This is a genomic window from Arthrobacter sp. 35W (genome assembly GCF_000482545.1).
In the GTDB taxonomy this organism is placed as follows: Bacteria; Actinomycetota; Actinomycetes; order Actinomycetales; family Micrococcaceae; genus Specibacter.
This window is the reverse complement of the sequence record NZ_KI519455.1, coordinates 56,700-69,336: the sequence shown is the minus strand read 5'-3', so window position 1 is coordinate 69,336 and position 12,637 is coordinate 56,700. Positions and strand designations below refer to the sequence as shown.

The following is a 12,637-nucleotide window of genomic DNA, read 5'->3' as shown; positions in this document are numbered from 1 at the left end:
GGGTTCAGGGCGCCTTTTGCCCTGCACCGCCGCCCACCGGCGCATCGTCGGAGCGGATGCCGTTCGACAACCACGACAGATCACCCGCATCGGTGTTGGTCGCGTAGACGCTTGGCCGGCTGGCGCCGTAGTTCACGATCGATATGGAGGCGGGGCCTACGTTGATTCGCTGGAACAGGTCCAGGTGCATGCCGAGCGCGTCGGCGAGGATCGATTTGATGATGTCACCGTGACTCACTGCCGCCCACACTGCCCCTGGCCCGTGCTCGGCTTCGAATGCTGCATCGTGGCGTCGAATCGCTGCCACTGACCGGGCCTGCATCGCGGCCATGGATTCACCGTCCGGAAAAACGGCGGCGGACGGTTGCGACTGGACAACCGGCCACAACTCCTCGGTAGTGAGATCACTGAGCATGCGGCCCTGCCACTGGCCGTAGTCACACTCGGTGAGATCGGGGTCAACCGGCGCATAAGGCGCGCCAGTCTGGCGATCGATGATGAACTGGGCGGTCTGCAGACAACGCTCAAGAGGACTCGACACCACCCCGACCAGAGGAACGGGTGCGAGCCGGTCTCCGGCCACGGCAGCCTGGTCCCGCCCAATCTGGTCCAGGCCGACGCCGACAGCCCGGCCGGCCAGCAGCCCGGTGGCATTGGCTGTGGAGCGGCCGTGCCGCACGAGAATAACTGTCGCCATCCACTCAGCCTAACCACCCGCCGTCGACGAGCCCATCCCAAAGCCGAGTTCCACCAACGTCATGGCCGGGTACAGCAAAAGACCGCGGTCCCGTGGCGAGGGGTGGAGCAGAGCTTGTTTCTTGCGTGGTCGCCCACCATCCCCATGCACGGTGAGCGAGGACGCTGCTGGACCGCCGCCGGCCGGGGTCATCTCGACGTGCAGCGTTCCTGCCATGGTGGAACAGAAGGCCCTGCAAAAAGCAGGGCCTTCGACCACGATTCGGACGGGTTAGCCTGCGGCCTTGCGGATGTGCTCCGCGATCTTCTTTTCAGTCTCAGGCGTCAAAGCCAGAAGGGCGAACGAGGTTACCCACAGGTCGCCGTCGTCGAGCTTGGCGGACTCTTCGAAGCCCAGGGTGGCATAGCGTGAGGTGAACTTCGAGGCTGCCTTGAAGAACACGACGATCTTCCCGTCCTCGGTGGCATACGAAGGGAATCCGTACCAGGTTTTCGGAACAAGATGCGGAGCGACTTCGGAAACGATCCTGTCGATGCCTTCGGCGAGAACCCGGTCCTCATCCGGCAGCGCGGCGATCGCCTCACGGACTGCCTGCTCGCCTGCGGCGCGGTTCTTCCCGGCTTTTTCCTGCGCACGCAGCTCCGAAGCACGCTGTTTGACGGCATCACGTTCTTCCTTGGACAGCCCGGCGGTCTTCTCGGCCATGTGATTCTCCTAAGTTCGAGTGTGGCAACCATTCCTGGTTCGAAATCACACTACTGCCACCAATTGTGGCCCGCTTCTTGAATCCTGCTCGAATGATTCCTGCACCTGATGTCATCCACCCCGACGTCCAGCGAGGACCTATCAAGGCAGAGGTGGACAGCGCTCAACCTGCCGCCGGGGTCCATCCCAGAGCCGGCCCCAGCGTGGTGGCGATGTCGGTGAGGATCTGGACGTAGTCCTCGTGGTCGAAGCTGAAGGGAAGTGCGAATGCCACTTCGTCGACCTCCTGGAACCCCGCATGCGCGTACAGCTGTTCTGCAATCTGCTCGCTGGTGCCGATGAGGTCGGGGGCGAACAGCATCCTTTTCGGCCCCTGGGGCGCCTTCGTGCGGGGAGTGCGCTCGTCGACGTAGAGCTGGTACTTTTCCCGCTGTTTCGCCGACGCCGAATCGGTGGGGATCACCACCAGGCCTTGCGAAACCCTGGCTGATCCGTGCGGTTGGGTCGATGCCGCTGCGGCTTCGCGGTAGGCACGGATCTGCGCTTGCTGGATGCGGTCAAACACGGGCTCCTGGTTCTCCTCGGGGAAGATCACACTGCTGGTGAGCAGATTGAATCCGTGTGCCCCGGCCCAGATGGCTGATTTGCTGCTTGCCGCCCCGTACCAAAGACGCTCCCGCAGCCCGGCCGAGTGTGGCTCGACGCGGTTGGAGAATTCCTCGACCACGCCCTGCTTACCGGAGAATTCCCGGACCGGTTCCCCGGCAATCAAACGGGCAAGCCGGTCCACGCGTGCATAGCTGAAGTCCTCCAGCTCGGCGGTGTCCGGGTACAGCTCGTGCTTGACCGTGTCGTAGTGCATTGGTTCGCCAACGCTCAGGCCCGGGTTGATTCGACCGCCGGCGAGCAGATCCACGGTTGCCAGGTCCTCGGCCAGACGCAGTGGGTTTTCCCAGCCCACAGGGGTCACAGCGGTGCCAAGCGCGATCCGCGAGGTGCGCTGGCTGGCCGCGGCCATGATCGCGATGGGGGAGGAGATTCCGAACTGCAGATGGCGGTGCCGCAGCCACGCACTGTCGAACCCAAGCCGCTCGCCCAACTCGATGACCTGCAATGTTGATTCGTGCCCCGCGGCCGGATCAGCCGGGTTGAACAGGCCAATGGTGAGGAATCCCAGCTTGCGCAGCGGTCGTGAAGAGTCGGGCATGGCTTCCTTCGGGGATCGGTGGACGGCTGATCCTCATGCTATGTGCGGGGCCCAGGACCGGCCGCCGCATATGGCGCGAAGTTACTCTCCAGGTCATTTCCGCCAAACCTCACAAGATCGCGCCTGTTCGTCATTTTCGCGCCCGGTGGGCGGGCGCGAAAATGATAAACAGGCGCGATTTTGCGCCAAGAGACTGTGGCAGGCTGTTGCCATGCCCACGAACAAACCCCCGCTGCCCAGCCGCGAGCGTTTGCAGTTCGGGTGGTCCGTTGCCGGATTGAGCATTGTGCTCTCCGTGCTGGTCTGGACCCTGTGGGTCATCCCCGTGAACCGGTCGATTGAAGCGGCGGCGCCGGTGACCGTCGGAGAGCCGGTCGTGCAGGAGCTCGACGCGGGGGAGACCATCGGCATCTGGGCGAGCGGCATATCGGCAAGCCTGGGCACCGTTGAATGTGCGGCCATTGGGCCCGATGGCCAAGTGCCCACCATCTCGCAGCGTCGCGATCTGGACTGGGACGACACGCTGTGGTGGGTGACGGCGCGCCCGGGGTTCAAGCAAGTCCGCTGGTTCACCGCCACGCTGTCCGGATCCCACACCATCACGTGCGTGGATTCCCTTGGCACCTATGGCGGCGAATACCTTCTGGCCGACAGCGCGAACGGTGAGGCCGTCATCGGGGTGGGCAGCAGCGGCGGGGTGAAGTATCCAGCCTCCTCCATGCTTGCCTTCGCCGCCGTCGGAGCTCCTCTGCTGGCAGTGCTGCTGGTGCCCATCATGGCGGTCCAAACCATCCGATCCAGGCGATCTCGGGTCGCTGGCCGGCGTCCAGCGTCCGACGGCGGCAGTCCTCCCAATGCTGCGCCGGAGCGTTGAGCGGTGCCCAATTCAGGCGTTGGTAGGCTGTCGCGCATGAGCGACGACGTGAGCGGCAAGAACAGCCCCGAGGTCCCCGACACCCGGGTGGATCCGCCCTTTCTGGCGGGGGAGAGGGAGTCCCTGGAGACCTGGCTGGAGCTGTACCGCGCCACGCTGCCCATCAAGGTGGGCGGCCTTGCGCCGGAGCAACTGGCCGAAGCCGCTGTCCCGCCGTCGAACCTCACCCTGCTGGGCATCGTCCGGCACCTGAGCGAGGTGGAGCGCTACTGGTTCACGGCCGTCGTCGCGGGTGAACCGCTGACAACCCTTTACAGCGGAGACGATCCCGACGGCGACTTCAACGACGTCGACGCCTCCGAGGCGCTCGCAGATCTGGAACGCTTCCACGGCGAGGTCGCGGCGGCGCGGGCCAACGCCGCAGCCGTGGGCAGCCTGGATGACCCGCTGCCCGGCGCCCGGCATGGCCGGGAGCTGAACCTGCGCTGGGTCTATGTGCACATGATCGAGGAATATGCCCGCCATCTGGGCCATGCGGACCTGCTGCGCGAGTGCCTGGACGGAACGGTGGGCTACTAGGCGGTTGGCAGGCACCGAAACCCCGCAGCGGCGCGGAAAATGGGGCAAAAGTGATGCCTGCCACGATGTTTCTCCGGGAGGCTGCGACGTTGCAGCTTGATAACAACCCGGCCCATTCGGGCCCGTTTTTACCAGCCGGTAACAAAATCCCATTAGGCTCGGAGTTCTGTGAGACAGCTCACCAATCTGATCGGTTGGCGTTGTCTGGCCGGAGTGAGAACACTCTGGTTACCACGAAGAACATACAAATAGGAGGCGGAATGCGTTTCGCACGTATTTCCAAAGCAGTGGGCGTTGCGGCCGTTGCTGCTCTTGCGCTGAGCGCTTGCGCCAGCACCACGGGTGGTAATTCCAGCACCAGCTCCGCCGGGGGACAGGCCGGTGGCAGCGCCACCGTCGTCGAGGTCAACGGCTTCAGCTCGTTCAACACGAACACTGCCAACGGCAACTCGGACATCAACTCGAAGATCGACTATGCAACGCACTCGGGCTTCAACTACATCGACAACAAGCTCAATGTGGTCAAGAACGAGAAGTTCGGCAAGTACGAGAAGATTTCCGACAACCCGCTGACGGTGAAATACACCATCAATGATGGCGTCAAGTGGTCCGACGGCGCTCCCGTCACCGCCAACGACCTCATCCTGCAGTGGGCCACGTTCTCTGGCTTCTACAACGATTCCAAGCTTAATGACAAGGGTGACATTGCCTCTGGCACCACCTACTTCCAGTACGCCGGCGACACCTCCGGTCTGGGCCTGACCGAGTTCCCGGAGATCGGCGACAACGGCCAGTCCGTCACGCTGAAGTACTCCAAGCCGTTCGCCGACTGGGAGATTGCCTTTGGCTCCCTGGTTGACATTCCGTCCCACGTGATGGCCACCAAGAGCGGTTTCAAGGACGCAGATGCACTGACCGCTTTCCTCAAGGCTCTGCCCAAGGGCAACCCGGAGGCTCCGGTGACTGCCAGCCCCGAGCTGCAGAAGGTTGCCGACCTGTGGAACGCAGGCTTCGACACGAAGACCATGCCGACGGATCCGGCCCTGGCCCTCTCCAACGGCGCCTTCATGGTCAAGAGCATGGACCCCGAACAGTCCATGACCCTGGTCAAGAACCCGGACTACAACTGGGGCCCTGCCGCGAGCCTGGACTCCATCACCGTCCGCTACATCTCCGATCCGGCGGCCCAGATCGCTGCGCTGAAGAACGGCGAGGCTGACATCATTGCCCCGCAGGCTTCCGCCGACACCGTCAGCCAGCTGAAGGCTCTGGAGAGCCAGGGCGTCACGGTTGAGCAGGATGCCCAGCTGGCCTACGACCACCTGGACCTGAACTTCTCCGGTGTCTTTGCCGATGCCAATGTGCGCGAAGCCTTCATGAAGGCAACCCCGCGCCAGGACATCCTGGACAAGATCATCAAGCCCCTTGATGACAAGGCCAAGGTTCTGGATTCGCAGATCTTCATCCCGGCCCAGGCCGGCTACGAGAACTCCGCCAAGAACAACGGCTCCTCCGCCTTCGACAAGGTCGACATCGACGGCGCCAAGAAGCTCCTGAACGGCGCCACCCCGACGGTGCGCATCATGTACAACAAGGACAACCCCAACCGCGCTGACGCCTACACCCTGATCGCCGCAAGCGCGACCAAGGCCGGCTTCAACATCGTTGACGGTGGCCTGGGCAAGTCGGACTGGAGCAAGGCTCTGGGCAACGGCACCTACGACGCAACCATCTTCGGCTGGACCAGCCCGGGTGTTGGCGTTTCCTCCGTGCCGCAGCTGTTCAAGTCCGGTGCCGAGTCCAACTTCAGCGGCTTCTCCAACCCGGACGCCGACAAGCTGATGGAAGAGCTGATTGTCACCACCGACAAGTCCAAGCAGGACGAAATCAACACCAAGATCGACAAGCTGATCTGGGACTCCAAGTACGGTGCACCGTTGTTCCAGTCCGTGGGTGTTGACGCCTACAGCGACAAGATCACCGGCGTGAAGTACATGCCGAACCAGACCGGTGTTTGGTGGAACTTCTGGGAGTGGTCCGCCAAGTAGGCACCGCGCTCTGAGGAGATTCTGGGAAAGCGCTGGGACCGCAACATCTGGTCCCAGCGCTTTTCTGGTGGAGTGGTTCCGCCGGCTTCATGCCACGCGTACGATGACGGCGGAACCGCTCCATTGCGGGACTGCTCCACCCGCGATCCAGAAAAGTTTTCCACCCGGGACAACCCCGGAACAAACAACAATCGAGGTCCTAGAACATGGTGACGTACATCGTCCGGCGGCTCGTTACCGCTGTGCTGATCCTGTTGGGCGCATCCTTCCTGGTTTATCTTCTGACAGCGGCGTCCGGAGATCCCTTGGCGGAGTTGAGGGCCAACCCCTCGCCCAATAAAACGCAGCTCATCCAGCAGCGAACAGAACTGCTCCATTTGAACGTACCGGCGCCATTGCGCTATTTCATCTGGCTCAAGGGGGCGGCAGGCTGCCTCATCCCCTTTGCCAACTCCTGTGATCTGGGCACCAATCTCCAAGGCCAGCCCGTCACCGAACAGCTGGGCCTGGCCATGGTCCAGACCCTCTCCCTGGTCACGGTGGCTACGCTGCTGGCCATCCTCATCGGTGTCACCCTGGGCATCATCACGGCCCTGCGCCAGTACAGCGCGCTGGACTACGGCGTGACCTTTATGGCCTTCCTCTTCTTCTCGCTGCCCATCTTCTGGGCCGCCGTGCTGCTGAAGGAGTACGGAGCCATCGGCTTCAACAACTTCCTCCGCGACGCCGTCGTCCCGATACCTGTCACCATTGTGCTGGCCCTCGTGTTTGGACTCATTGCCATGGCTGTGTCCACTGGTGCCTGGAAGCGCCGGTGGATGGTCTTTGGCATCACCGCTGCTGCCACGGCCATCATCCTGCAGCTGCTCTCCGTCACCGGTTGGTTCACCAATCCGGGTCTGGGCATCGTCGTCATCGCGATAACCGCCGTCGGCGTTGCCTTCGGCATCACCACGCTCAGCGCCGGCCTGAAGAACAAGAAGGCCCTCTACTCGGCCCTCATCACCGCAGGCATCGGCGTCGTGCTGTATTTCCCGATCCAGCCGCTGCTGGCCGCTGCAACCCCGCTGATGATCGTGCTGCTGGCCATTGCCGCCATCGCCGTCGGCATCGCCGTCGGCTACTTCATGGGCGGCTACGACCGTGGCCAGAACATCCGCTCGGCCGCGCTGACGGCGTTCCTTGTGGGCGCCCTGATCATGGCCGACAGGTTCATGCAGTCGTGGCCGGAGTACTTCAACAACTCCAAGATCCGCGGCAGGCCGATCCCGACCATCGGAGCCAGTACGCCCAACTTCGACGGCGACTTCTGGACCTCCAGCCTGGACCGCATGACGCACCTGCTGCTGCCCACCATCGCCCTGATCCTGATCTCCATCGCTTCCTACACGCGCTACTCCCGCGGCTCGATGCTGGAAATCATGAACATGGACTTCATCCGCACCGCCCGGGCCAAGGGCCTGAGCGAACGCACCGTGGTGATGCGCCACGCCTTCCGCAACGCCCTGATCCCGCTGGCGACCATCGTGGCCTTCGACATCGGTGGACTGATCGGTGGAGCGGTGATCACCGAACGGGTGTTCTCGTTCTCCGGCATGGGCTCGATGTTTGCCCAAGGCTTGTTGAGCGTTGATCCGAACCCCGTGATGGGCTTCTTCGTGGTGGTTGGCATCACGGCCCTGGTGTTCAATCTATTGGCTGATCTGGTCTACTCGGCCCTCGATCCGCGAGTGAAGGTGAAGTCATGACGACCATCGTTTCCCCCGAAACAACCCCGCACCTGCCGCCGGAACAGTCCGGCGACGCGGGTGAGCAGACCAAGGGTCTGAGCCAGGGCCAGATCATCCGCAAGCGCTTCTTCGGACATACGGGCGCCATGGTGGCGCTGGTGGTCTTCGCGCTGGTGGTCATCCTGGTCTTCAGCTCCCAGGGCATCAAGCTCTGGGGCTGGATCAACATCCCCGGCTGGTGGAAGTACAGCTACGACCAGGTCCTGCCCATTGTCAACGGCGGGGCCCCCACCATGGAGGGGGTTTTCGCCTGGGGCGACCACCCCTTCGGCCAGGACCGCGTGGGCCGCGACATGTTCGCCATGACCATGCGCGGCGCGCAGCTCTCCATTCTGGTGATGTTCACCATCGGTTTGATCGGCACGGCCATCGGCGTCGTCGTCGGCGCCCTCGCCGGCTACTTCCGCGGCTGGGTCGAGGCCGTGCTGATGCGCTTCACCGACGTCATCATCATCATTCCGGTGATCGTGCTGGCCGCCGTGCTGGGCCGTGTGGCAGGCAATGCCGGCAGCGGAACCACAGTGATCGAAGCCGACGGCACCGTTGGCATCAGCAAGAACTGGATCGACGCCATGTTCGGCTGGCTGCAGACCAACTTTGGCGTGGTGCTGCTGGGCGCGTTCCTGGGCATGGTCATCTGGACGGGCCTGGCCCGTCTGGTGCGCGGCGAGTTCCTGTCCCTGCGCGAGCGTGAGTTTGTCGATGCGGCCCGGATTGCCGGCGCTTCCAATGCCCGCATCATCTTCAAGCACATCCTGCCCAACGCGTTCGGCACCATCATCGTCAACACCACGCTGCTGATGTCCTCGGCGATCCTGCTGGAGGCCGGTCTGAGCTACCTCGGCTTCGGTGTGACGCGGCCGGACACCTCGCTGGGCCTGCTGGTCAGCGACAACCAGGAGGCCTTCACCACCCGGCCGTGGCTGTTCTGGTGGCCGGGCCTGTTCATCGTGGTGATCTGCCTGTGCATCAACTTCATCGGCGACGGTCTCCGGGATGCCTTCGACCCGCGCCAGAAGAAGTTCAATTCCAAGAAGGCCAAGCCGATCGTGAAGGCCTAGGCACCATGTCTGGGATCCACTCAGATGGTCGCCGAGGCGGCCACCGCCACGGCCAGTACGACGGCGGCACCGATCAGTGCCCAGTTGTACCGGATGGTGGCGGTGGCGGTCTCGGTCGCATCCACATTGAGCGCACCGGCCTCGGCCAGTGCCGCCCAATGCGTGCGGACCAGCTGGGCCGCGGCCCCGGAATCGGAATTCTTCAGATCACCCGGACGCATCGATCCACCGGCACCATAGCTGGTGGCCGGGAGGTCCTGGGCATCCGAGGCCTTGGCCCGGAATGCGCCCAGGGCGCCCGGCGCCGGCGCGGCCCAGGCCGCGAAGGACCCCTTGGTGGTGACAAGTGTCAATGCGTACTTGGTGTCGACCTGGATCAGCGCATCCCACGGGACGCTGATCCGGCGCACCGGATTGCGCAGCAGCACAGCGTCGGCGTCCAGACGGACCACCGGGTACCAGAACAACCAATAGCCAATGAAGGCCAGAGCCGCGGCGAACGGAAGGCCACGCCATCCGTCCACCCCGCTGGCCAGCGTGGACACCGCCGCAGCAGCGGCCAGCAGCCAGATGAACCCCGCCAGCAGCACGCTGGTGCGGGGCCGGAATTCTCCGGAAACGGGTGCTGGTTTGCCTGTGTGTGCTGTAGCCATGCCCCCATCGTTTCATCGAATCCATGCCAGTAAAGTCAACATCCCTGTTCCAGAGCTGGCATTGGGCGGAAGGAAATAACCCAAGATGAGTGAAAACGTCCCCAACGCCGAGAACACCCCCGGCGAGAACGGCACCCCTGGCACGCCGGGCACGCCGGAAAACACCACGCCGGAGAACATCGACGTCCCTCTCCTGGCGTCCTCGGACAAGCGCCCCCGTCGCAAGCCCGTGCTGAAGGTCTCGAACCTTTCGGTCGACTTCGGCGTGGACAAGCACTGGGTCCCGGCGGCCATCGGTCTGGACTACGAGGTCCACGCCGGCGAGGTGCTGGCCATCGTGGGCGAGTCCGGCTCCGGCAAGAGCGCCAGCTCCATGGCCATCCTGGGCCTGCTGCCCTCCAACAGCCGGGTCACCGGCAGCGTGGAGCTCAACGGCGAGGAGATCCTCAACGCCAGCCCGGCCAAGCTGCGCCAGATCCGCGGCAAGGACGTGGCGGTCATCTTCCAGGAGCCGATGACGGCGCTGAACCCGGTGTACACCATCGGCTTCCAGATCATGGAGACCCTGCGCCTGCACAACGCCATCTCCCCGGACGAGGCCCGCAAGCGCGCCATCAACATGCTCGAACTCGTGGAGCTGCCGGATCCGGAGAAGGCCTTCAAGTCCTACCCGCACCAGCTCTCCGGCGGCCAGCGCCAGCGCGCCATGATTGCCCAGTCACTGTCCTGCGACCCCAAGCTGCTCATCGCCGATGAGCCGACGACGGCGCTGGATGTCACGGTCCAGGCCGAAATCCTGGACCTGATGCGCAATCTGCGCAACAAGCTGGATTCGGCCATCGTGCTGATCACCCACGACATGGGCGTGGTGGCGGACCTCTCGGACCGCATTGCCGTCATGCGCAAGGGCGTCATCGTGGAGACCGGCACGGCGAACGACATCTTCAACAACCCGCAGCACTCCTACACCCAGTCGCTGCTGGCCGCCGTCCCGCACCTGGGCCAGGGCTCGGGGGAGGGCGCCGACGTCGATGTGACGGCAGCGCTGGCCGCCGTCACCCATGCCGAACTCACCAGCGTGGATCCGGCGGAGCTGGCCAAGCGCGAGGCGGAGAACAAGGCCGCGCTCACCACGGCCCTGGCCGCGGCGCGGGCCGAGAGCGTGAAGAAGCACGGCGAACCCGTGCTGGAGCTGACGGATGTCGCCATCGAATACCCCAAGCAGGGGCGCGTTCCGGCCTTCCGTGCCGTGGAGGGCGCCAACCTGTCCATCTACCCCGGCCAGGTTGTCGGCCTGGTGGGCGAGTCCGGTTCGGGCAAGACCACCGTGGGCCGCGCCGCCGTCGGGCTGCTGCCCGTCGCCGCCGGCACCCTGCACGTCGTCGGCCAGGACATCACCGCCGCCCGCCCGAAGGACCTGCGCGCGCTGCGCCAGAAGGTGGGCATGGTGTTCCAGGACCCGTCCTCCTCGCTGAATCCGCGTCTGCCGCTGGGTGAGAGCATCGGCGAGCCGATGTTCCTGGCGAAGGTGGCCAAGGGGCCGGAACTGCAGAAGCGCATCGAGCAGCTGCTGGACCAGGTGGAGCTGCCGCGCGCGTACCGCAACCGCTACCCGCACGAGCTCTCCGGTGGCCAGAAGCAGCGCGTGGGCATTGCCCGGGCCCTGTCGCTGAAGCCACAGCTGCTGGTGGCCGATGAGCCGACGTCGGCGCTGGACGTTTCGGTGCAGGCCAAGGTGTTGGACCTGCTCAAGGGGCTGCAGGAGGAGCTGAAGTTTGCCTGCCTGTTCGTCACCCACGACCTCGCCGTGGTGGACTACCTGGCCGACCGCATCGTGGTGATGCAGCGCGGCGCGATCGTGGAGCAGGGCACGCGCGACGAAATTCTGCGCAACCCGCAGGAGCCGTACACGCAGCGCCTGCTCGCAGCCGTGCCGCTGCCGGACCCGGACAAGCAGCGCGAACGCCGCGAACTGCGCGAGCAGCTCCTCGCCACCGGCACCGACTAGCGGATCTTCAGGACGCACATCTGCATCCGGGACGCGGTTTCCCGCCCAGGACACGTCCACGATTGCGTCATGAACGGGGAACTGCGTCCCACCATCGGCAGGGGCCGTCCGCTACTTCGCGGGCGGCCCCTGCCGCATTCCCAGCCCGTCCATCCGGGCGGACAGCACCGTGGCCAGGGCCTCGTGCCCGGCGGCCGTGAGGTGCACGCCGTCGGCCATCAGCGGGGCCAACGAGTAGCGGGTGAGCCAGTCCCCGGCGCTGATGAAATCCACCCCATGCTCGCGGGCGGCGGCGCCAAGTGCGGCGTCAACCTGGGTCCTGCGCCCGGTGCCCTTGGCCAACGTCCCCACCATGAGAAGCCGGGCCTGGGGGTAGCCGGCCTGCAACCGGCGCAGGAGCCTGTCGGCGTTCGCCCGGATCTGGCCATCAAGAACGCCGCGGGAGGCATCGTTCCCGCCGCCCTGGACCACCACCAGGGCCGGATTCCCGGCGGGCAGCACCAGGGGCCCTCGGGTGAAGGAATCGATGTAGTTTGCCGCCTTGGGCGTGCCGGCGACGAAGCCGATGCCTGGTGCGCCCAGAAAGAGAACGCGGTAGCCCTGCCGGGCCAGTGCCTGCTGCGGCCACGTGGCGGGCCCCGGGACGCCCGCGGCGCCGGCGGCCTGCGAGTCGCCAAAGAGCACTGCGGTGGAGCCCATGAGCGGATCGACGGCCCCGTGCCGCCCCGGAAGGGGGCCCGACAAGGGGCCCGGTCTGGGGCCAAGCGCGGGAAAGCTCTGCAGCGTTCCGCTCTGCAGTGCTCCGGGGGAGACGGTCTGCGGCGCAGCGGTGCGGGCGCCGGCGTCGTCCGCCACGGCGGGGCCGAACCCGGCCGCGGTGCTGAAAATGGCGGCGGTGAGAACGACGGCGGTGAGGGCGGCCGGCGCGGTGCGGCGCAGGCGTCGCGGGCGGTGGCCGGCCATGGTGTTTCCTTCGGTGCGCAGCGGTGACAGAAGCCATCCTAGTGCCGCCAGA

11 protein-coding genes are annotated in these 12,637 nt (G+C 65.0%); 6 read left to right on the top strand and 5 right to left on the bottom strand.

The genetic code is table 11. The features are described 5' to 3' along the window. Window positions 1–4: 4 nt before the first annotated feature. The 3 genes from K254_RS0112450 to K254_RS0112440 form a co-directional block, all read right to left on the bottom strand. Window positions 5–697, bottom strand: coding sequence for a histidine phosphatase family protein (locus tag K254_RS0112450; RefSeq protein WP_026555640.1), 693 nt, complete (start codon window positions 695–697; stop codon window positions 5–7). 270 nt (window positions 698–967) lie between these two features. Continuing rightward, window positions 968–1,402, bottom strand: a complete 435-nt coding sequence (locus K254_RS0112445) for a hypothetical protein (RefSeq protein ID WP_026555639.1) — start codon at window positions 1,400–1,402, stop codon at window positions 968–970. 163 nt (window positions 1,403–1,565) lie between these two features. Next, on the bottom strand, window positions 1,566–2,609 hold the full coding sequence (locus K254_RS0112440) for an LLM class flavin-dependent oxidoreductase (protein ID WP_026555638.1): 1,044 nt from the start codon (window positions 2,607–2,609) through the stop codon (window positions 1,566–1,568). Between the two features lie 211 nt (window positions 2,610–2,820). Between K254_RS0112440 and K254_RS0112435 the strand changes: the two genes are divergently transcribed. From K254_RS0112435 to K254_RS23100, 5 genes are all read left to right on the top strand, one after another. Beyond that, window positions 2,821–3,483 carry a hypothetical protein gene (locus K254_RS0112435; protein ID WP_026555637.1) on the top strand — a complete coding sequence of 221 codons (663 nt, stop codon included), beginning with the start codon at window positions 2,821–2,823 and terminating at the stop codon, window positions 3,481–3,483. Between the two features lie 36 nt (window positions 3,484–3,519). Beyond that, a complete protein-coding gene (locus tag K254_RS0112430; RefSeq protein WP_026555636.1) occupies window positions 3,520–4,062 on the top strand; it encodes a DinB family protein in 543 nt (180 codons plus the stop codon). 260 nt (window positions 4,063–4,322) lie between these two features. Further along, the gene (locus K254_RS0112425) at window positions 4,323–6,110 is read left to right on the top strand and encodes an ABC transporter family substrate-binding protein (protein ID WP_026555635.1); all 1,788 of its coding nucleotides are present in this window, start codon (window positions 4,323–4,325) and stop codon (window positions 6,108–6,110) included. A 206-nt stretch (window positions 6,111–6,316) separates the two neighbouring features. Then, the gene (locus tag K254_RS0112420; RefSeq protein WP_026555634.1) at window positions 6,317–7,858 is read left to right on the top strand and encodes an ABC transporter permease; all 1,542 of its coding nucleotides are present in this window, start codon (window positions 6,317–6,319) and stop codon (window positions 7,856–7,858) included. Beyond that, a complete protein-coding gene (locus tag K254_RS23100) occupies window positions 7,855–8,961 on the top strand; it encodes an ABC transporter permease (RefSeq protein WP_035750169.1) in 1,107 nt (368 codons plus the stop codon). Before K254_RS0112420 ends, K254_RS23100 begins: the two co-directional genes overlap by 4 nt. Before the next feature lie 20 nt (window positions 8,962–8,981). Here the strand turns inward: K254_RS23100 and K254_RS0112410 are convergent, their stop codons facing one another. Further along, the gene (locus K254_RS0112410) at window positions 8,982–9,614 is read right to left on the bottom strand and encodes a PH domain-containing protein (protein WP_026555633.1); all 633 of its coding nucleotides are present in this window, start codon (window positions 9,612–9,614) and stop codon (window positions 8,982–8,984) included. A gap of 85 nt (window positions 9,615–9,699) precedes the next feature. Between K254_RS0112410 and K254_RS23095 the strand changes: the two genes are divergently transcribed. Beyond that, complete coding sequence (locus K254_RS23095; RefSeq protein ID WP_081710119.1) at window positions 9,700–11,622, top strand: ABC transporter ATP-binding protein; 1,923 nt, start codon at window positions 9,700–9,702, stop codon at window positions 11,620–11,622. A gap of 111 nt (window positions 11,623–11,733) precedes the next feature. Here the strand turns inward: K254_RS23095 and K254_RS0112400 are convergent, their stop codons facing one another. After that, a complete protein-coding gene (locus tag K254_RS0112400) occupies window positions 11,734–12,585 on the bottom strand; it encodes an SGNH/GDSL hydrolase family protein (RefSeq protein ID WP_035750167.1) in 852 nt (283 codons plus the stop codon). Between the last annotated feature and the right edge of the window lie 52 nt (window positions 12,586–12,637).